The 20,624-nt window shown below is 40.6% G+C and carries 17 protein-coding genes and 1 tRNA gene; 17 read left to right on the top strand and 1 reads right to left on the bottom strand.

Annotated features, from left to right (window positions below):
- Positions 1–102 precede the first annotated feature (102 nt).
- The 12 genes from G596_RS0101785 to G596_RS0101730 all read left to right on the top strand — a co-directional run bounded on the left by G596_RS0101785 (position 103) and on the right by G596_RS0101730 (position 14,645).
- On the top strand, positions 103–990 hold the full coding sequence (locus tag G596_RS0101785) for a hypothetical protein (RefSeq protein WP_022760115.1): 888 nt from the start codon (positions 103–105) through the stop codon (positions 988–990).
- A 12-nt stretch (positions 991–1,002) separates the two neighbouring features.
- A complete protein-coding gene (locus tag G596_RS0101780) occupies positions 1,003–1,767 on the top strand; it encodes an RNA polymerase sigma factor region1.1 domain-containing protein (protein WP_022760114.1) in 765 nt (254 codons plus the stop codon).
- Positions 1,768–1,857: 90 nt separating this feature from the next.
- Complete coding sequence (locus G596_RS0101775) at positions 1,858–2,268, top strand: hypothetical protein (RefSeq protein ID WP_022760113.1); 411 nt, start codon at positions 1,858–1,860, stop codon at positions 2,266–2,268.
- A gap of 200 nt (positions 2,269–2,468) precedes the next feature.
- Positions 2,469–3,539, top strand: coding sequence for a recombinase RecA (gene recA / locus G596_RS0101770; RefSeq protein WP_022760112.1), 1,071 nt, complete (start codon positions 2,469–2,471; stop codon positions 3,537–3,539).
- 5 nt (positions 3,540–3,544) lie between these two features.
- Entirely contained in the window at positions 3,545–4,168 is a 624-nt protein-coding gene (locus tag G596_RS0101765) for a regulatory protein RecX (RefSeq protein ID WP_022760111.1), read from the top strand.
- Between the two features lie 102 nt (positions 4,169–4,270).
- Entirely contained in the window at positions 4,271–5,830 is a 1,560-nt protein-coding gene (gene rny, locus G596_RS0101760; RefSeq protein ID WP_022760110.1) for a ribonuclease Y, read from the top strand.
- Positions 5,831–5,958: 128 nt separating this feature from the next.
- Complete coding sequence (locus tag G596_RS0101755) at positions 5,959–6,339, top strand: metal-dependent transcriptional regulator (RefSeq protein ID WP_022760109.1); 381 nt, start codon at positions 5,959–5,961, stop codon at positions 6,337–6,339.
- Positions 6,323–7,831 (top strand): RsmF rRNA methyltransferase first C-terminal domain-containing protein, encoded by a 1,509-nt coding sequence (locus G596_RS0101750; protein WP_022760108.1) that lies wholly within the window; start codon positions 6,323–6,325, stop codon positions 7,829–7,831. Before G596_RS0101755 ends, G596_RS0101750 begins: the two co-directional genes overlap by 17 nt.
- Positions 7,828–9,564: an ABC transporter ATP-binding protein gene (locus tag G596_RS0101745; RefSeq protein WP_022760107.1), complete on the top strand. Its 1,737-nt coding sequence runs from the start codon at positions 7,828–7,830 to the stop codon at positions 9,562–9,564. Before G596_RS0101750 ends, G596_RS0101745 begins: the two co-directional genes overlap by 4 nt.
- Positions 9,557–11,284: an ABC transporter ATP-binding protein gene (locus G596_RS0101740; RefSeq protein ID WP_022760106.1), complete on the top strand. Its 1,728-nt coding sequence runs from the start codon at positions 9,557–9,559 to the stop codon at positions 11,282–11,284. Before G596_RS0101745 ends, G596_RS0101740 begins: the two co-directional genes overlap by 8 nt.
- Positions 11,285–11,383: 99 nt before the next feature.
- Positions 11,384–13,033 carry a putative manganese-dependent inorganic diphosphatase gene (locus G596_RS0101735; protein ID WP_022760105.1) on the top strand — a complete coding sequence of 550 codons (1,650 nt, stop codon included), beginning with the start codon at positions 11,384–11,386 and terminating at the stop codon, positions 13,031–13,033.
- Between the two features lie 82 nt (positions 13,034–13,115).
- Complete coding sequence (locus G596_RS0101730; RefSeq protein WP_022760104.1) at positions 13,116–14,645, top strand: Ig-like domain-containing protein; 1,530 nt, start codon at positions 13,116–13,118, stop codon at positions 14,643–14,645.
- Positions 14,646–14,744: 99 nt separating this feature from the next.
- Here the strand turns inward: G596_RS0101730 and G596_RS0101725 are convergent, their stop codons facing one another.
- Entirely contained in the window at positions 14,745–14,945 is a 201-nt protein-coding gene (locus G596_RS0101725) for a hypothetical protein (RefSeq protein ID WP_022760103.1), read from the bottom strand.
- A gap of 242 nt (positions 14,946–15,187) precedes the next feature.
- Between G596_RS0101725 and G596_RS0101720 the strand changes: the two genes are divergently transcribed.
- The 5 genes from G596_RS0101720 (at position 15,188) to G596_RS0101700 (ending at position 20,607) form a co-directional block, all read left to right on the top strand.
- Positions 15,188–15,961 carry an alpha/beta hydrolase family protein gene (locus G596_RS0101720; RefSeq protein ID WP_022760102.1) on the top strand — a complete coding sequence of 258 codons (774 nt, stop codon included), beginning with the start codon at positions 15,188–15,190 and terminating at the stop codon, positions 15,959–15,961.
- Positions 15,958–16,236 (top strand): hypothetical protein, encoded by a 279-nt coding sequence (locus tag G596_RS0101715; protein ID WP_022760101.1) that lies wholly within the window; start codon positions 15,958–15,960, stop codon positions 16,234–16,236. Before G596_RS0101720 ends, G596_RS0101715 begins: the two co-directional genes overlap by 4 nt.
- A gap of 87 nt (positions 16,237–16,323) precedes the next feature.
- Positions 16,324–16,406, top strand: a tRNA-Leu gene (locus G596_RS0101710).
- Positions 16,407–16,637: 231 nt separating this feature from the next.
- Complete coding sequence (locus G596_RS0101705) at positions 16,638–19,130, top strand: glycoside hydrolase family 2 protein (protein WP_026671152.1); 2,493 nt, start codon at positions 16,638–16,640, stop codon at positions 19,128–19,130.
- The gene (locus G596_RS0101700) at positions 19,123–20,607 is read left to right on the top strand and encodes a DUF6937 domain-containing protein (RefSeq protein WP_022760099.1); all 1,485 of its coding nucleotides are present in this window, start codon (positions 19,123–19,125) and stop codon (positions 20,605–20,607) included. Before G596_RS0101705 ends, G596_RS0101700 begins: the two co-directional genes overlap by 8 nt.
- Positions 20,608–20,624: the final 17 nt, after the last annotated feature.

Here is a 20,624-nt window from a genome sequence, read left to right as displayed (position 1 = left end):
AGGGCATAAAATGTGATAAACTCAATAAGAATGTGTAAAAACATATAATAAAATTTTGCAAAGAAAGCTATTTTTTGTGATAGTTTTCATCATAGGAGTTATATGAGTAATTTTGAAAAGAAATTCGGGAAATATGCGATAAAGAATCTGACACTGGTTCTTATTATATGTTATATAATCGGCTACATTTTGAGATTTGCTCCAATTGGAACAGGCATATTAAATATGCTTACTCTTAATCCACATTTGATTCTGCGTGGCCAGATATGGAGAATTGTAACCTGGATACTTATTCCACCTACGGAGAGTAATCTTTTCTTTGTACTTATCATGCTGTATTTTTATTATTCAATAGGAACGACCATGGAGAGAGTATGGGGAGAGTATAAATATAATCTCTATATTTTTACCGGTTTACTTTTAATGATCATAGCTGCTTTTTTAAGCTATGCGTTTGTTCTGTTTGAATTAAAAATGGGAATGAATACACCTTATATGACAGGAGATGTCGGATTTGAGATGCAGTTGGCTGCGTATTCATTTAGTACATATTATATTAATATGTCTATACTGCTTGCCTTTGCCGCAACTTTTCCTGATAACGTTGTACTTTTCATGTTCATTATTCCGCTTAAGATGAAGTGGCTTGGAATAGTATATGGTGGCTGGCTTGCCTTTGAAGCTATTTCCGCATTTGTGAATGGTAATATTTATCTGTTCTTTGCTATTACGGCCTCACTTTTAACCTTTGCCATTTTCTGGTTCTCAGGCGGACGCCTCATGCATCTTCGGCCGAAAGAAGTCAAGAGAAGAAACGATTTCAAACGTTCTGTAAAGATAACGCCGCCGGGAATTACGAAACATAAATGTGCTGTTTGCGGCAAAACAGAAAGTGATGATCCCACCATGGAATTCAGATTTTGTTCCAAATGTAACGGCAATTATGAGTATTGTCAGGAACATCTTTTTACTCATACACATGTGAAATAACAGGAGATTTATATGTCTAATCTTGATAATAAGGAAAAGGAATTCGCCCAGGTCCTTGCAGATATTACGAAGCATGCAAGAAGGCAGGGCGGAACGGTTACTGAGGACGAGATAAGGGATGCATTTGAAAACCTTGAACTTAGCGATGCCCAGTACGAACTTATATATGATTATTTAAAAAAGCACAATATAGGTATTGGAGAGACTATCGATTCAAGTGAGTACCTCAGTGAGGAAGAATCGGGATATCTTTCTGAGTATCTTGAAGAATTATCCATGATTGAAACTGTTTCTGACGGTGAAAAGGAAGCAATTATTATTTCCGCCATGGCGGGAGAAACAGATGCGCAGAAGAAACTGGCGGAGATAAGCCTTTCCATGGTTGCCGATGTTGCAAAGCTGTATGCAGAGCAGGGAGTACTTATTGAGGATCTTATAGGTGAGGGCAACATTGCTCTTATGAAGGCGGTTGGAGATCTCTCCAATCTGGAAGATCATAAAGAATGTGATGCATTTCTGGCTCAGATGGTTATGGATGCCATGGAGAATCTTATAGAGGATGATGCTGCAGAAACAGCCAGAGCGCAAAAAGCTGTTAAGCTTGTTCAGGAGGTTGCGGATAAGGCTAAGGAGCTGGCCGATGAACTCAGAAGAAGCTGTACTGTAGATGAGCTTGCTGAAGAGACCGGCTGGGACAGAGCAAAAATACTTGAAGCAATCAAAGCGTGCGGCAATCAGATAGAAGATATAGATTATAAACCTGAAAAGAAGGAATGATTTCCCTTCAATCGGATTTGTTTTTAGAATAAGGGTGATTTATCGTACACCAAAAATGATAGTATTAGGTAGAACAAAGGGGACAGGTACTTGTACAACATTGTAAACGAGGATGATTTTAAATATACCATGCAGGATGTTTCAAAATATTACTTTGGAGCAAGGCTGAGTTATACAGAAATCCTCGCGGATGAGATGGCACCGTTTAAGTTTAAGACTATCGTGGAGCGGTACATAGTTAAGGATATGGATCCGGCCACAACCCTTGAGAGTCACCTTTATTACCTGGCAGAGGAGGATTTTCAGTTTCGGGTTTTCAAACAACTCAAGGCTAAGGTAAGAGTTAGCCAGTTAAGAAAAGGATCCTCTGATCACTATCAGGAAAAAGTGTATACGATGAACCAGCTTGCAGCAATTACTCCTTCGGAAAAAGAAAAAGCAGGTATGATAGTAAGGGAACTTATTGTTTCCAAACTGGCTCTCTTTGCATTTTCCGTGTGATTCGAATGCACAGATTTTGGGGTTGACTTTTCTTCCAGGTGTGTGTAATATACAAAAGTCTTAATTATGGCGTGTCGCCAATTTTTCCATTTTTTATTTGTTTTACGGGTAAACTTTCGAGTTTTTCATGTTGACACATACGAACATTTGTTTTATTATCATTACAGAACGCTTGTTCTGGAGAAAAGGAGAAGAACAGTATGGAAAGAGAAGATAAGCAGAGAGCATTAGAGGCAGCACTCGGACAGATTGAGAAGCAGTTTGGTAAAGGCGCCGTTATGAAATTAGGTGATCCTTCGGCTCAGATGAATGTTGAGACCACTCCGACGGGCTCACTCAGTCTTGATATAGCACTTGGTCTCGGAGGTATTCCGAAGGGACGCATTGTTGAGATTTATGGACCTGAGTCCAGTGGTAAGACAACGGTCACACTCCACATGATCGCAGAGGTTCAGAAGAGAGGCGGTATCGCCGGATTCATTGATGCGGAGCATGCGCTTGATCCTGTATATGCCAAGAATATCGGTGTTGATGTGGATAATTTATATATTTCACAGCCGGATTCCGGCGAACAGGCCCTTGAGATTTGTGAGACAATGGTTCGCTCAGGAGCTATTGACATTGTTGTAGTCGACTCTGTTGCTGCGTTGGTGCCTAAAGCAGAAATAGATGGCGATATGGGCGATTCCCATGTCGGACTTCAGGCCAGACTCATGTCACAGGCGCTTCGTAAACTTACAGCGGTTATCAGCAAGTCCAATTGCTCGGTTATCTTTATAAATCAGCTTCGAGAGAAGGTTGGTGTTATGTTTGGCAATCCGGAGACTACAACCGGCGGACGTGCTCTCAAATTCTATTCTTCCGTAAGAATGGATGTAAGAAGAATTGAGACCTTGAAGCAGAGCGGAGAGTCTATCGGAAACCGTACAAGAGTGAAAATTGTTAAGAATAAGATTGCACCTCCGTTTAAAGAGGCTGAATTCGACATCATGTATGGCAAAGGAATTTCTTATACTGGTGATGTACTTGATCTTGCCGCCGCTTGTGACATTGTGAATAAGAGTGGCGCGTGGTACCAGTACGGAAGTGACAAGATCGGCCAGGGACGTGAGAATGCTAAGACTTATCTTGCTGAACATCCTGAAGTACTTGAAGAAATTGCTGCAAAAGTAAGGAGTCATTACGGACTTGAGGGCGGCGAAGAAGCCAAGGAAGAGGAGCCGGCTCCCACAGGAAAAAAGTCTAAGGCTTCCAAATCAGAAGAGGCATAAGCAACATGACTGTAACGGATATAGTAGCGTTTGACAATAAAAGATCTAAAGTATTTATAGATGGTGAATTTGCTTTTATCCTGTACAGAGGCGAGATAAGAAGTTATGGAATTAAAACAGGCGAAGAGATTTCTTCGCCTGTTTTTAATGAGATAACAGAGACGGTTATTCCTAAAAGAGCAAAGCTACGAGCTATGAATTTGCTTCAAAAACGTGATTATACAGAACGCAAGCTGCGGGATAAGCTTAGGGAAGGAATGTATGCCGAATCTGTGATTGATGAGACTATAGATTATCTTAAATCCTACAGATACATTGATGACGAGAGATATGCCGGGGATTACATCAGATATCAGATAAATCTTCGGAGTAAAAACAGAATAAAACAGGATCTGATACAAAAAGGAATATCTGCTGACATAATCGAGAAAATGGTGTCCGAGGCTTATTCAGAGGAAAATGATGATCCCGAGCTTGATCTATGCATTTCTCTTTTACGAAAGAAACACTTTGATAACGAAAATGCCTCCTATGAGGAAAGGCAGAAAATTATGGCATTTTTATACCGAAAAGGCTTTGGCGGCGACACCATACAAAGAGCGTTATCACTTGACACGGGCATAAACTGAGCGTAAACTTAATATGTTGTTATATTGTATGAAATAATGAATTTTTTAATCATTTTATACAAAATATCGTACAATGAAAATTAAATAAGGAGGTGCTCCTGTATGCTTGCAATTATTTTTGTAGCAGTAGCAGCAACTCTTGTCATTTCGGTACTGGTAACCGCTTTGGTCATGACATTCCGTCAAAAGAAAATTGACGCTGAGAATGAGAGCAAGATCGGAACCGCAGAGGAAAGGGCAAGAAAAATCATCGACGACGCTGTAAGAGCTGCCGATGAATCGAAGCGCGAAAAACTCCTGGAAGTAAAAGAAGAATCACTTAAGGCCAGAAATGACCTTGAAAAGGAAGTGAGGGATAGGAGAGCAGAGGTTCAGCGTTCAGAAAGAAGAGTTCAGCAGAAAGAAGAGAACGTCGAAAAGAGATCAGAAGCAATTGAGAAGAAAGAGGCCAGTTTAAATGCACGTGAAGATGCATTGAACAAGAAAACGCAAGAGGTTGCGAAGCTTGATGAGCAGAGAAGACAGGAACTTGAGAAAATCTCAGGCTTAACCTCCGAGCAGGCAAAAGAGTATCTTTTAAAGATTGTTGAAGATGACGTAAAACATGAATCCGCAGTCATGATTAAAAACATGGAAGCGGAGGCTAAGGAAGAGGCAGATAAGCGCGCTAAGGAAATTGTGGTAAATGCAATTCAGAGATGCGCAGCAGATCATGTTTCGGAGACAACCATTTCGGTTGTTCAGCTTCCTAACGATGAGATGAAGGGACGTATTATCGGCCGAGAGGGAAGAAATATCAGAACTCTCGAAACCATGACAGGTGTTGATCTTATTATTGATGATACACCTGAGGCTGTTGTTATCTCGGGATTTGATCCTATCAGAAGAGAGGTAGCCAGAATCGCTCTTGAAAAACTGATTGTGGATGGCCGAATCCATCCTGCAAGAATTGAAGAGATGGTTGAAAAGGCACAGAAGGAAGTTGCCAATAAGATTAAAGAAGAAGGTGAGAATGCCGCTCTTGAAGCAGGTGTTCATGGATTGCATCCTGAAATCATCAAACTTCTTGGTCGCATGCGTTTCCGTACAAGTTATGGTCAGAACGCATTAAAGCATTCTGTTGAAGTATCACAGCTTTGCGGACTTATGGCTTCAGAATTGGAGCTGGATGTTCGTCTTGCTAAGAGAGCCGGTCTCCTTCATGATATCGGTAAGGCCGTTGATCATGAAATGGAAGGCTCACATATTTCACTTGGTGTTGATATTTGTAAGAAGTACAAAGAATCTGCAACCGTCATCAATGCAGTAGAGGCACATCACGGAGATGTTGAGCCTCAGTCACTTATAGCTGTTATAGTACAGGCTGCTGATACCATTTCAGCTGCAAGACCCGGAGCTCGTAGAGAGACTCTGGAGACTTATACCAGCAGATTAAAAGAACTCGAGGAGATCACAGGAAGCTTTAAGGGCGTTGATCACTCATTTGCTATTCAGGCCGGAAGAGAAGTCAGAGTAATGGTTGTTCCCGAGCAGATAAGTGACTCCGATATGGTATTAATGGCAAGAGACATTGCTAAGAAGATTGAGAACGAGATGGAATATCCCGGACAGATCAAGGTTAATATCATTCGTGAGAGTAGGGCAACTGATTTTGCTAAATAATTTTAGACTGAAATGATAATGACCGATGTGGAAAACACATCGGTCATTTTTATTTTGTAAAGTTTGATAGTGCTAACGGTTTATACTATACTAATAAAGATACAAAAACATATCTTAAGGAGGCTTATATGCAAGAGTCAGGTGAAGACTATATCGAAACAATTTATCTCTTGAAAAAGAGAAATGGCTATGTTCGTTCAATAGATGTTGCCAATGAACTTGGCTTTTCAAGACCCAGCGTTTCGAGGGCTGTTGGAATCTTAAAGGAAAACGGATTCATTACCGTAGCAAACGATGGTGAGCTTGAGCTTACACAGGAAGGCTTGAAAAAGGCCAAAAGTGTTTATGACAGACATACAAATCTTACAAAATTTCTCATGCTGACTGCAAAAGTATCTCCGGAAGTAGCAGAAAATGATGCGTGCAGAATTGAGCACATCATTAGTCCGGAAACCTTTAAGGGAATTAAGAAATATATAAAAGAGCATAAAGATGAGTTTGAGCAATGATTTTGAAAAAAGGATAAAGGCCATTCTCGGCGATGAATTTGAACAGCTTGAGGAAGCCCTTGAAAGAGAGCCCGTAAGGGCAATAAGGTTAAATCCGATACGACTTGGGGATACGAGTGCCAACAAAGCCTCGATAATTCTTGGTAAAACCTCAGCCAATCTTGAGGATGAAATCTTATGGGAACCTACAGGCTATAGTTTTATTTCCGGAACTCCGGGTAAACATCCTTATCATGAAGCAGGGGTTTACTATATCCAGGAACCCAGTGCAATGTCGCCGGTGAGTTTTCTGGATCCTCAGCCTGGTGAAAAGGTGCTCGACCTTTGTGCTGCTCCGGGAGGAAAAAGTACTCAGATTGCATGCCGGATGAAGGGTAAGGGTATACTTGTAGCAAATGAGATTGACAGGAAAAGAGCACAGATATTATCACTGAATGTTGAGAGGCTCGGAATTAGAAATGCTCTTGTCACGAACATGAAGCCGGAAATCCTTTCTGAAATTTTTGAAGGGTATTTTGACAGAATACTTGTTGATGCGCCCTGCTCCGGTGAAGGTATGTTCAGAAAAAATGATGAAGCGATTGATAACTGGAGCGAGGATAATGTTGAGCTTTGTGCGAAGAGACAGACAGATATACTAAGATCTGCGGTTAAAATGCTTGCACCGGGCGGCCGACTTGTTTATTCTACATGTACCTTTGCACCTGAAGAAGATGAACTTCAGGCCGGTATTTTGATTCAGGATGGATTAAAGCCTGTAAGCATAGAATTATATGACGGCATGGTTCCCGGAGATATCGCTAATATTCAAAAAGTCAGAGATATTGTCGGAACTTTTGATTTTGATGAATATATATCTTTTCAGAAGCAGATTTCTTCGGAGATTAACGAGGCAGTAAAAAAATGTACGGCAAGACTGTGGCCTCATAAGCTTAAGGGAGAAGGCCATTTTCTTGCAGTGTTTGAAAAAGAAGGGGATATTAGTCTTAACCATGGGAATTATGGTATTAACGGAAATATAAAACCCGTGAAGGAAACAGATATAAAACCCTTCATTCAATTTGCTGATGAAAATATAAAAGAAATAGATATTACTAAGGATCAAAAAGGATTTGTACATATACAAGGCTGTATAAGTGGTAATCCTTTTCTTTTTGGTGACCAGTTATATTTGGCGCCGGAAGGGATGCCCGGAATCAGAGGGCTTACTGTTTTGAGACCGGGGTTACACCTGGGAACTATAAAAAAAGACCGGTTTGAACCATCTCATGCGTTGGCACTTGCAATAACGACTGAGGCTGTACGGTATTCGTATGAACTTCATGATACTTCAAAAGCAATGCAGTTTATAGGAGGCATGAGCTTCAGAGAACCGGGGCTTTCAAATGGCTGGTATCTTATCACATTTGATGGCTACAGCCTGGGATGGTCAAAGTATGCGGGGGGCTCATTAAAGAACCACTATCCGAAAGGACTAAGAATTTATACATGAAAAAGTTACTGAAATATCTTAAGAAATATTCATTGGAAGCCGCCCTGGGTCCGCTTTTCAAATTGCTTGAGGCCAGTTTTGAGCTTATCGTGCCTCTTGTTGTTGCAGCCATAATTGATAAGGGTATCAGAAACAGCGACAGCTCGTATGTATTAAAAATGAGCCTGGTCCTCATACTTCTTGCAGTAGTAGGGTATATCAGTTCTGTAACGGCGCAGTTTTTTGCAGCTAAGGCAGCTTCTTATTTTGCTGCTGCGGTTAAGAAAGATCTTTTTAAGAATATCCAGGGGCTATCTTACGAACAGATTGACAGCCTTGGTACCAATACTTTGATAACCAGGATGACAAGTGATATAAACCAGGTTCAGCAAGGCGTTAATCTTACCCTTAGACTGCTTCTTCGTTCACCTTTTGTTGTCTTTGGCGCAATGGTTATGGCTTTTACTATTGATTTTAACCAGGCACTTATTTTCCTTGTTACGATAATTGTTCTGTCTATAGTTGTTTTCGGAATTATGCTTTGGGGAATTCCAAGATATAAAAAGGTTCAGGAACTTCTGGATAATGTTCTTGGCCTCACAAGAGAAAATCTTTCGGGAGTCCGTGTGATAAGAGCTTTCGGACTTGAAAAAAATGAAACGGGCAACTTTAGAGCTAAAAATGAAGGGCTCACTAAGCTTCAGGAGTTTGTTGGCAGGGTTTCTGCACTGATGAACCCTATAACCTATGTGATTCTTAATATTGCAATAATAATTCTTCTTAAGACGGGGGCGGATAAGGTTTATACCGGAATTCTTACCACCGGAGCAGTAGTGGCTCTTTATAATTATATGTCTCAGATTCTGGTAGAGCTTGTTAAGCTGGCAAATCTGATCATTCAGGTTACGAGATCGTTTGCCTGCGGAAACAGAATTCAGACCATGCTTGAAGAAACAGGGTCAATGACAGGTGGAAGCGTTGATGCAAAAAGTGTATCAATGAAGGATGATATTGTAATAAGTTTTGAGAATGTATCATTGTGCTACAAAGGTGACAGCGAAGATTCACTTTCGGAAGTGACTTTTTCCGCAAAGAAGGGCGAATCGATCGGAATTATTGGTGGTACCGGTTCGGGAAAAACTACGCTTGTTAATCTTATTCCGAGATTTTATGATACCACAGGCGGAAGCGTTAAATTCAAAGGAAGAGATGTCAGGGATTATACACTTGAATCCCTGAGAGATGTGATTGGTGTTGTTCCTCAGAAGGCAGTTCTTTTCAAAGGAACTATAAGAGATAATCTCAGATGGGGCAATGCAAATGCGAGTGATGAAGAGATTTGGGATGCGGTTCATACTGCGCAGGCAGCCGAAGTTGTGAAAGAAAAGAAGGGGCAGCTTTCAGCTGAAATAACACAAAGCGGCAGGAATCTCTCGGGAGGTCAGAGGCAAAGGCTCACGATAGCGAGAGCTCTTGTCAAAAAGCCCGAAGTTCTGATACTTGATGACAGCTCATCAGCTCTCGATAATATGACTGATAAAAATCTTAGAAATGCTATTTCAAAGCTTTCATATAAGCCGGTAACATTTATAGTTTCGCAGAGAGCGGCATCAATAAGATTCTGTGACAAAATAATAGTTCTCGATGACGGACATGTCGATGGAATCGGAACGCATGAAGAACTCCTTATGAACAGTGCGACTTACAGAGAAATTTTTGAGTCACAGTTTGGAAAGGAGGCCGTAAATGCGTGAACTTAAACGTGTTTTGAAATATGCCTCCGCATATAAATTATTGATATTTTTTTCAATCAGTTTTGCTGTTATATCAGCCGTACTAACGCTATATGCGCCTATAATTGCAGGGCAGGTTGTGGACTGTATCGTTGGCAAAGGGGATGTGAACTTTGAACTTATAAGGTCGCTCCTTATGAGGATGGGAATTGTTATTGGTATTACTGCACTTTGCCAGTGGTTTATGTATGGCGTTAATAACAGAATTACATTTAGCGTTATCAGAGATGTAAGAAATGACGCCTTTGATAAGCTTCAGATATTGCCCTTTGAATATCTGGATAGTCATCCACAGGGAGAAGTGGTTAGTAAGGTTATTTCAGATGTTGACCAGTTTGCAGATGGTCTTCTTATGGGTTTCACACAGCTTTTTACAGGCATTGTTACCATTGTTGGTACGTTGGTTTTCATGTTCTATCTTCAGTGGAAGATAGCTGCTATGGTAGTAATTCTTACGCCTATATCACTTCTTGTTGCGAGATTTATAGCAACAAGATCCTACTCACTTTTCAAGGAGCAGTCTAAAGCAAGAGCTGAGCAGACGGCGCTCATTGATGAGATGATAGGCAATCTGAAGGTTGTAAAAGCCTTTGGACACGAAGATGAAAATCAGGAGACTTTTGATGAGATTAATGAACGACTCGCAAAGACCAGCTTAAAGGCCACATTTTTCTCATCCCTTACAAATCCCAGCACCAGAGTTGTTAATAATACTGTTTATGCTTTTGTGGCACTCTTTGGAGCTTTCGAATGTATAAATGGAATAATGAGTGTTGGATCGCTTACAATTTTTTTGAGTTATGCTACGCAGTATACTAAACCTTTTAATGAGATATCAGGTGTTGTAACAGAACTTCAGAATGCGCTTGCCTGTGCAAGGCGAGTATTTGATCTTATTGATGAAAAGCCGCAGATCCCGGATGCTGTTCCTTGCGATGAACTCGGCATTGCAAAAGGCAATATTGAAATTAAAGATGTGGAGTTTTCGTACGATAAGGACAGAGAATTGATCAAAAACCTCACACTTTCCGTAAAAGAAGGTCAGAGAGTAGCTATAGTAGGTCCGACTGGAAGCGGAAAAACAACTATTATCAATCTTCTGATGAGATTCTATGATGTAGATAAGGGTGCTATAAGTGTCGAGGGATGTGACATAAGAAACTTAAGAAGAGCGCAGCTTCGCGAAAATTATGGAATGGTACTTCAGGAGACCTGGCTTAGAAGCGGGACTATAAAGGATAATATTACTCTTGGCAGAACAGGCTTTACTGAGGCTGAGGTTATAGAAGCGGCGAAAAAGTCGCATGCTCAAAGCTTCATTAAAAAATTACCGGACGGATATGACACCGTGATAAGTGAGGATGGAGGAATGCTTTCTCAGGGACAGAAGCAGCTCTTGTGTATTACAAGAATTATGCTGAGTGTACCTCCGATGCTCATTCTGGATGAAGCAACAAGCTCTATTGATACACGCACGGAGATGAGAATTCAGCGAGCATTCCAGAAAATGATGGTGGGTAGAACTAGTTTTATCGTTGCTCACAGATTGTCTACTATCAAGGAAGCTGACAGGATACTTGTAATGAAAGACGGACATATTATAGAGCAGGGAGATCATAACTCGCTTCTTAAAGCCAACGGTTTTTACTCAGATCTATACAGAAGCCAGTTTGAACAGTGAATAAATTAAATATTTTTTACATAAAATGAGTTAAAATAATAGGCAAAAGATTGCCACTATAAAAAGAGGATTTTTTATACATAGATTCAGGAGAAGTTTATGAAGAAGAGACTGGTATACGTTATTGGACATAAAAACCCGGATACAGACTCTGTCTGTGCAGCAATATGCTATGCGAATCTTAAGAACAAGATTGCAGGTGAAGAAGTCTGTGAACCCAGACGATGCGGGCATCTTAATGAGGAGACACAGTTTGTGCTTGGGCGTTTTGGTATAACTGCGCCGAAGTATACAAAGGATGTGCGTACACAGGTTTGCGACATGGAGATAAGAGACCTCCATGCTGATGATGATCATATTTCCTTAAAACGCGCTTGGGAGAGAATGAAGGATGAGAATGTAGTTACTCTTTGCATTACTCAGAATGGAAAACTGACAGGCCTTATTACAACAAATGACATCATGGAGACCTGTATGGATGTTCATGATGCGACAATTCTTTCCGAAACAAAGACCTATTACGGAAATATAGTTGATACGCTTGATGGCAATATGCTTGTGGGGGATATGTCAGAGCAGATTACATCAGGTAAAGTTCTGATTGCGACAGCTTCTCCGGAAATCATGGAGGAGGTAATTGATCCCGGAGATATAGTTATATGCGGTAACCGCTATGAAACGCAGCTTGTTGCTATAGAGAACCAGGCAGCCTGTATAGTTGTCTGCATAGATGCCAAGGTCACCAATACAATACAGAAGCTTGCGGAGGAACGCGGCTGTAGGATTATCACAACTCCTTATGATACCTTTACCGTAGCAAGACTTATCAATGAGAGCGCGCCTGTTGGCTCCATCATGAAAAGAGAACAACTTGTTTCTTTTCACACCAATGATTTTATTGAAGATATTCAGCAGACCATGGCACAGGTTCGCCACAGATATTTCCCGGTTTTAGATGAAGATGAGAACTTTGTGGGAATGATTTCACGCCGTAATTTGCTGGGAGCGATGAGAAAACAGCTAATTCTTGTTGATCATAATGAAAAGAGCCAGACTGTTGATGGAGCTGAGAGTGCAGAAATTCTTGAGATAATCGATCACCACAGACTCGGATCATCGATAGAGACTGCAAATCCGGTATTTTTCAGAAATCAGCCCCTTGGTTCGTCGTGTACAATAATCTATTCGATGTATAAAGAATCTGGGATTGAGGTTGATAAAACCACGGCGGCACTTATGCTGTCGGCCATTATCTCGGATACACTCATGTACAGATCACCTACCTGTACAGAGATAGATAAGCGCGCAGGTGAAGAGCTTGCTGCTATTGCGGAGATAAATGTTGAGGATTTTGCAAGGGAGATGTTCCGTGCAGGATCCAATATGGGAAGCAAGACTCCAAAACAGATTGTTCATCAGGACTTCAAAAAGTTTACAGTTGAAGATAAAACAATCGGTATTGGTCAGGTCAATTCTATGAGCGCAGAAGAGCTTGCAGAGATCAAGGAGAGAGTACTTCCTGAGCTCAAGGATATTATGGTGAGCGACGGACTTGATATGATTTTCTTTATGATGACCAATATAATAAGCGAATCTTCGATTGTGGCTTTTGAAGGGAACAAGGCGGAGAGTATCATTGATGCAGGTTTCCATGTGACAGCAGGCAGCGACCATATAGCGCTGTTAAAAGGTGTTGTATCAAGGAAAAAGCAGCTTTTGCCCACAATAGTTGAAGCTTTGCAACAATAAAAAAATCATCAATAAATGTAAAGATACTAAAAATGTGTTATAATACCCTCAGTAACATTTTTTCGTTATTGAGGGTTATTTAATGAAATATTTTTTTACGAGGGAAAAGATCAGGTTCATCGCTATCGCTCTGATAGCCTTTCTTTTCGTGAGTTCTTCGGAGAATTATTCCATTATTTCCAAAGCAGAGGATAATAACAGATATTTAGAAACTACAGAGGCAATCTACAGGGTTAATCCTTTATATGCCGGGATTATTTCTGAGGATGAGCTTTATTACGGCCCTGAACTTCGGGTTACCGAGGAGGCTGTTCTTAATGCGGAAAAGAGTTCTTCTGTAGCTGAGGCAGCTACTGTCTTGCGAGAAGGATTAAAACGTAAGGATAGGAATATCTATGTGTACTTCACATTCCCGGGTACGGATTATGATGCTTCTTCGCTTATAACTATGGAGAATAATGCTTTCAATATTGCAATGCAGCATACAGGCAAGGGTAATGAAGGCGATTATCTCAAATGGGGCTATAGCGGCATGGGAATGCAGATAGCCTATGATAAGAAGGACGGCAAAACAAGCGGAACTTTCACTTTTTATATGACTTATTATACTTCTGCAGCGCAGGAACAATCTGTGAATGCAAAAGTAAGCCAGATTTCATCCGCATTGTCGCTCTCATCAAAGGGAGAATATGACAAAATTCTGGCGGTGTATGAATATGTATGCGACAACGTAAAATATGAGTATGGTAATTCTCAGTTAAAATATACCTGCTATGCGGCTGCGATAAATAAAAGTGCTGTTTGCCAGGGATATGCGCTCCTTGTTTACAGACTTTTAAATGATGCGGGGGTAAGCTGCAGGCTTATTGCCGGGAATACAAGTTCCGGAGGGCATGGCTGGAATATTGTTAGAGTTGGAGATTATTACTATAACATTGATGCAACCTGGGATGCGGGAAAAGACAAGGAAAAATATGCGTACTTTATGAAATGTGACAGTGAATTTGATGATCACAAAAGATGGTCGCAGTATGCGGATTCGTCATTTTATCAGCTTCATCCCATGAGTTCTACAAGCTATAATACTGGAACTGTAGGTTCCTATGTATCTGTAAAGACGCTGTCACTTAGTAAGGATAAACTTACTTTGAAGGCCGGAGAAAGTAGTCAGCTCAAGGTGACGGTTAAGCCTGCCAGAGCAGAGTCACTTCTTACATGGAAGAGCAATAACAAAAATGTGGCTTCAGTAGATTCAAACGGCAAGGTGAATGCTGTAGCAGCAGGAACCTGTACTGTAACGGTTTCTTCTCCAGATGGCAAAAAGGATATCTGTTATGTTACGGTTACTGAGGAAAACTCAGAAATAAAGTCATTAAAGCTGAATAAGAAAAAGCTAAAGCTGAAAAAGGGAAAGAAATTCCAACTGACTGTAAAAACTAACCCGGTTTCAGCTAAGGATACTACGCAGCTTGTATGGAAGTGCAGCAACAAAAAAGTCGCCAAGATAACAAAAAAAGGTGTTGTGAAGGCAAAAGGAAAAGGTACTTGTATCGTCACAGTATCTACAAAGGATGGGAAAAAGAAAGCAACCTGTAAGGTTACTGTAAAATAAACATAGGACATATATAATATTGAAATATGAACGACAAAAACGGACATTTTCTCAAAAATGTCCGTTTTTGTTCTTATGGAATAGGGTTATACTATCGTATCAGCTGACAAAAAACTTGTCAGCAATAGTCTCCATATAAATGTCACGCTGATCTTCAGGCACATCATATTCATCCATTGCCTTGGATACAGACCAGTGATTAATGCCTATGGAACGAAGCATATGTCTGATAAGTGTATAATCGATAACGTTGTCGTTGGTCATATCAATATCAAATTCTTTTGTTAAAATGGCTGACATAAAGAACCCCCAAAAATAGTAAAATCCAACATATACATACATATAGTTGAAATAATTCCCCTTCAACTACTATATATTGTATTACATATTTGAATTAATTCAATAGATTTCTTTCGAAAATTTGAAGATTATTTTTATGTTTTTTTAACCGTTTATAGATGCCCCAAAACTTGTTAATTGTATGAAATTTTGATAAAATAGTTATCGGAAAAATGTGGTTCTGTATTATATGTGAGGCAGCTATGCAAAAGACATATATAGTGGAGAGAGACGGGTATCACATTTCTGGGGAACTATATTTGCCTGATGATGCTAAGGGAAGATATCCCATAGTGATCATGGCGCACGGCTTCGGGGGAAGCCGGGAAGGAACAAGGCCTTATGCGGAACTTCTTGTAAGGGAAGGGATAGGGTGTTATATCTTTGACTTCTGCGGCGGTGGTCTATCGTCCAGGAGCGACGGTAAAATGACTGATATGTCTGTGCTCACAGAAAGCAAAGACATAGAAGCTGTGGTTGAAAATATTAGAAAAGCACCTTTTGCAGACAGGAAGAATATATTTCTTATGGGAGAAAGCCAGGGAGGCGTAGCTTCAACTATTGCAGCTTCCAAAACACCTAAAGAAATCAGGGCTATGGTGCTTCTATATCCTGCATATATTCTTTTTGACGATGCTAAAAACAGATATCCAAAGAAAGAGATGATTGAGGAAACAACAACTGTTTTCGGTCTTCCGGTAGGGCGCAGATACTACGAGGATGCATTTTCTCTTGATATACATGACTGTATGGGCAAATATGACAGGAATGTACTTATTTTGCATGGCAATATCGATCAGGTTGTTCCGATTTCATACAGTCTTGATGCAAGAAGGAATTTTCCTGCAGCCAAAATCATACAGATAACCGATGCCGGTCATGGATTTTATGGAAAAGAGGTTGTGAAAGCCGGCAAAGAAATGATATCATTTATTCAGGAGAACATGGATGAGCCATGTAAAGGGGGATTATTATGAGTTGCTTGTTTGATAAAAAAATACAGGATATCGATATTGATGAACTTAAAAAGAGCGCAGAAAAGGTTCTTTCTTTTACAGGAACCAAGGCTAAGAGTGCTTGCGCATATGCGCAGGATCGTTTCGATGATCTTGATGATGATAAGAAGAACCTGCTTATAATCGGACTTTCCGTATTCGTAGGAGTGCTTGTTATAGCAGGCATATTCTACTTCCTTGGGAAAAAGGCAGGAAGAAAAGAAACCGCTTTCGAGTATGAAGAATGGGATAGTTGACGGCTCTTTTGATAATATGTCCATTTGGTGCTTGAATATCCATTTTTGATATGTTAACATAGGTGAGTCGCAGATTTTTGCACATAGGCCGGCGTGTCGGAATGGCAGACGATGCAGACTCAAAATCTGTTGTCCTCACGGGCGTGTGGGTTCAAGTCCCACCGCCGGCACTATTATTATGACATTCAGGCAGTATATGTTTGGATGTCTTTTTCTTTTGCTAATTCAGATTATTATTCCCCTTACATATATATTTTTGGAATATAGTATTATTGCACAAAATGCGGAAACGAAATTTGCACATTTCGTTTCTTGTTTCTCCACGCGTGGAGTGTTACTATAAACATGCGGAAACGTAAATGTGTGCAATTCGTTTCCGGACACAATTGAGGATAAGCCTGATGAGAAAAGTAATCTATTTAAACAATGACTGGAAATTTAAGAGCGAATTTGATGAGAGTATGATCAGCTCAGATTTCAGGGATACAGGATTTCAAAATATAAGAATCCCACATACAGTTGCAGAGACATCTTTCAATTATTTTGATGATGCTGTTTATCAGATGGTGAGCTGCTACCGCAAGACTTTCAGGGCAGACCATAATTGGAAGGACAAGAGAGTTGCAATTCATTTTGAAGGTGCGGCGCATGAAGCTACGGTATATTTTAACGGTGTGCTTCTTGGGACACATTCCTGCGGCTATACTGCCTTCGAGTTTGATATATCCGAGCATATTCGTTATGACGAACCAAACACAATTGTTGTGAAGCTTGACAGTAGAGAATCTCTGAATGTTCCGCCCTTCGGGTTTGTGGTGGATTATATGACTTATGGAGGTATTTACAGAGATGTATTTATCGAAATAACCGATAAGACCTATATTTCCAGAGCGTTTGTATATACAGAAGTTCCTGAGGTTATGAACGTTTCGCTTAAGGAGAAGGATGTTTCACCAAGATCTGTCGGAGCTTTCCTACGTGCGAGATTCAGAATCAAGGGATCACTTACCGGTTGTGTTGTAACCGAGTCACTAAAAAGAATTTCAGGTGAACTTCCCAAGGATGCAAATGATGAATATGCAGAGGAAACTGAGCTAAACAGGATAGCTGCAAAAAATAAGATGACCTTTGATTATCATACACTTCCTGTTGTCTTGTGGGATGTGAAAAATCCCGCACTTTATAAATATATCATTAGAATATACAGAGATGATCAGCTCATTGATGAGAAAAATATAACGTTTGGATTCAGGAACGCTTCTTTTAAGGCAGACGGCTTTTATCTAAACGGAAGAAAATTCAAACTGCGCGGCTTGAACAGACATCAGTCCTATCCGTATGTTGGATATGCAATGCCTGCCTCGATGCAGATAGAGGATGCGAGAATAATAAAAGAAGACTTATGTCTTAACTGCGTAAGAACTTCCCACTATCCGCAATCTCAGGATTTTATGGAAGCCTGTGACAGAATGGGAATACTTGTATTTACCGAGATACCCGGATGGCAGCATATAGGTGATGAGGATTGGAAAAAACAGGCTCTTGAGAATGAAAGAGAAATGATTTTCCAGTACAGGAATCATCCTTCGATCTTTATTTGGGGTGTCCGAATTAATGAATCTGCAGATGATGATGATTTTTACTTAAAAACAAATCATATCGCTCATGAGCTTGATTCTTCGAGAGCCACCGGAGGAGTAAGAGCGGCTACAAAAATGCATCTTCTTGAGGATGTATATACATTAAATGACTTTTCACATAACGGGAAAACGCCCGGTTGCATTAAAAAGAGACAGGCAACACCGGATATGTCTTCGGCGTACATGGTAACAGAGTATAACGGACATATGTATCCGACAAAAGCTTTCGATCCTGAAGATACAAGAGTCGAGCATGCGATGAGACATATAAGAGTCATGGATGCTATCGCAGGTGAGAGGGACATAGCCGGAGGCATTGGCTGGTGCATGTTTGACTACAACACTCACAAGGATTTCGGTTCGGGCGACAGAATCTGTTATCACGGCGTGATGGACATGTTCAGGAATCCCAAGCTTGCTGCTTACGGATATGCAATGCAGGGAAATGACAAGACAGTACTGGAACTGTCATCTGCTATGGATATCGGAGAGCATCCCGAGTGCATTCGCGGTGATATATGGCTCTTTACAAATGCGGATTCCGTAAAAATGTATAAGAACGATGTTTTTATAAAAGAGTATTATCCAGGTGCGTCACCTTATAGAAATATTGAACATGGTCCAATACTTGTGGACGACTTTATTGGTGATGAGTTTGCGGAAAATGAAAAGTTCTCAAAATACTTTGCAGGAAAAGTTAAGCATGCACTAAACCAGGCTGCACGCCACGGCATGGGGAGCCTATCTCTTGGCGATAAGATTACCGGTCTTGAGATGATGCTTTTCCATAGGATGTCTGTTAAGGACATAGTTGATATGTACCAGAAATACATCGGTGACTGGGGCGGCGAGGCAACATCGTTTAAATTTGAGGCTATTAAGAATGGCGAGGTTGCAGCAACAATCGTAAAAGAGACGGTAAAGGGGATAAGCATTGAAACTGTGGTTAGTAACACTGAGCTTATGGAGGGCAGATCTTACGATGTGGCATCGGTGAGGATAAGAGTTGTTGACCAGAATGGAAATGTTCTACCGTTTTTTGCCGAACCCTGCAAGCTTAAGACAGAAGGTGCAATTGAGATTATCGGACCCAGAACGGTGCCGCTCAGAGGCGGAATGGCCGGGACCTATATTAAATCCAAGAGGCGCCAGGGTTCTACAGGTAAGCTGATAATAAGTCTTCGTGCGAGCGGAGAGAAAATAAAGAAAGAAATAAGTTTTACAATTAGTGAAAGGATAAATGGTAATGTCTGAGAAATCCAAGATAATTTTCGGAAACGAAATGCCTGAAAAAGTATACAGGAAGGCAATGAAAACAAAAGAAAAGAACAAGAAAAAATTCGGAGATGACTCCAAAGCAAATTACCCTGTCAAAATAACAGAGAATAAATACATAGGAGAGAGTCTCGGAGTAAAAAATATCGAGGTGCTGCCTGAAAATGCTGATGTTTCCGGGACACTGCCTTTCGACGAGGAAAAAGGACTTATAGTTGGAAATATCAGAATGGGCTTTGGACATTACAGAATCAGCATGGCAATGGCTTCATGTGCTAAGTATATGGGATATACACCGTACTGGATGGATCTTAATTCCTATCCGCATACAACCTGCACGAAGCTGATAAGTGCTCAGAATGACTTGTATTCTCTTGGATCAAGACTTTCAAAAAATCCTATTTTCAACAAACTAGTGTGGGAGCCTGTAAACTATGAAGGCTTCAGAGCTCTTTCATATAATGCGGCTGATCAGGCAAATGCTGAGCTGATGGCACCTGTTTATAAAAATGTGCCAAAGGATATTCCTGTTATTGCAACACATGTATGGCCTGCTCAGGCTGCGATCCATGCCGGTATGAAGTATGTAGTCAATGCGGTTCCCGATAACTGGCCGATGGCACTTCATTTTTCTGAAGGATCTATTCATACAATACAGTGCAGAAATGCATATATGGGCTACAGAATACTTAACGGTATGAATAAGAATAAGGTCTGCAAGGCAATGCCCGGAAAGGAACTTGTTTATACCGGACATTATATTGACCATGAACTTGTTTCAAATATTGAGAATGACTGTAAGGCCAGATGTGATAGGAGGAAAAACAAAAAGCCAATGAGATTCCTTCTTACAATTGGCGGAGCCGGAGCACAAAAAGAGATATTTGCTGCAATAATAAAGTATCTGCTTCCGAAGATAAAGAAGAATGAAGCAGCTTTATATGTAAATGTGGGTGATTACAGACAGGTCTGGGAGGATCTGAAAAAAGAGATTCCCGGGATGAGTTCCTTCATCCACGAGCATCTCGGTGATTTTGCGGATACAGAAAAATTTGCGGCTGATGCGCTTGATCCTTCAAATGAAGTGACCGGTATTCACGGCTTCTGGCATGAGAATATTTTCGAAGCTGTTTACTGTACCAATCTCCTTATGAGAAGCTGCGATGTGCTGGTTACAAAGCCCAGTGAACTTGCATTTTATCCTGTTCCCAAGCTGTTTATAAAGAGAGTGGGAAAGCATGAGATGTGGGGCGCTATACATTCTGCCGAGGTGGGAGACGGAACACTTGAGTGTAGAGACATTCCGCATACAGTACAGATGCTGAGCCAGTTCCTGCATACATCGCTGCTCGATGATATGTGTAACAATATTGTTGAAAATAAAAAGGCAGGTCTCTATGACGGAGCTTACAAGGTTGTGGAGCTTGCCATGGGGATGAAAAATAACAACAAATAATTTGATTTAAGAGGTTA

This window comes from Butyrivibrio sp. AD3002 (genome assembly GCF_000420905.1).
Classification (GTDB): Bacteria; Bacillota; Clostridia; order Lachnospirales; family Lachnospiraceae; genus Butyrivibrio.
This window is presented reverse-complemented; position numbering and strand designations above follow the sequence as displayed.

What these genes read in the sequence shown, in the direction of transcription:
- G596_RS0101785 (WP_022760115.1), top strand. Translation starts at nt 103, where the DNA reads ATGAGTAATTTTGAAAAGAAATTCGGGAAATATGCGATAAAGAATCTG.
- G596_RS0101765 (WP_022760111.1), top strand. Translation starts at nt 3,545, where the DNA reads ATGACTGTAACGGATATAGTAGCGTTTGACAATAAAAGATCTAAAGTA.
- G596_RS0101755 (WP_022760109.1), top strand. Translation starts at nt 5,959, where the DNA reads ATGCAAGAGTCAGGTGAAGACTATATCGAAACAATTTATCTCTTGAAA.
- G596_RS0101720 (WP_022760102.1), top strand. Translation starts at nt 15,188, where the DNA reads ATGCAAAAGACATATATAGTGGAGAGAGACGGGTATCACATTTCTGGG.
- G596_RS0101745 (WP_022760107.1), top strand. Translation starts at nt 7,828, where the DNA reads ATGAAAAAGTTACTGAAATATCTTAAGAAATATTCATTGGAAGCCGCC.
- G596_RS0101750 (WP_022760108.1), top strand. Translation starts at nt 6,323, where the DNA reads ATGAGTTTGAGCAATGATTTTGAAAAAAGGATAAAGGCCATTCTCGGC.
- G596_RS0101730 (WP_022760104.1), top strand. Translation starts at nt 13,116, where the DNA reads ATGAAATATTTTTTTACGAGGGAAAAGATCAGGTTCATCGCTATCGCT.
- G596_RS0101705 (WP_026671152.1), top strand. Translation starts at nt 16,638, where the DNA reads ATGAGAAAAGTAATCTATTTAAACAATGACTGGAAATTTAAGAGCGAA.
- rny (WP_022760110.1), top strand. Translation starts at nt 4,271, where the DNA reads ATGCTTGCAATTATTTTTGTAGCAGTAGCAGCAACTCTTGTCATTTCG.
- recA (WP_022760112.1), top strand. Translation starts at nt 2,469, where the DNA reads ATGGAAAGAGAAGATAAGCAGAGAGCATTAGAGGCAGCACTCGGACAG.
- G596_RS0101780 (WP_022760114.1), top strand. Translation starts at nt 1,003, where the DNA reads ATGTCTAATCTTGATAATAAGGAAAAGGAATTCGCCCAGGTCCTTGCA.
- G596_RS0101700 (WP_022760099.1), top strand. Translation starts at nt 19,123, where the DNA reads ATGTCTGAGAAATCCAAGATAATTTTCGGAAACGAAATGCCTGAAAAA.
- G596_RS0101735 (WP_022760105.1), top strand. Translation starts at nt 11,384, where the DNA reads ATGAAGAAGAGACTGGTATACGTTATTGGACATAAAAACCCGGATACA.
- G596_RS0101740 (WP_022760106.1), top strand. Translation starts at nt 9,557, where the DNA reads ATGCGTGAACTTAAACGTGTTTTGAAATATGCCTCCGCATATAAATTA.
- G596_RS0101715 (WP_022760101.1), top strand. Translation starts at nt 15,958, where the DNA reads ATGAGTTGCTTGTTTGATAAAAAAATACAGGATATCGATATTGATGAA.
- G596_RS0101725 (WP_022760103.1), bottom strand. Translation starts at nt 14,945, where the DNA reads ATGTCAGCCATTTTAACAAAAGAATTTGATATTGATATGACCAACGAC.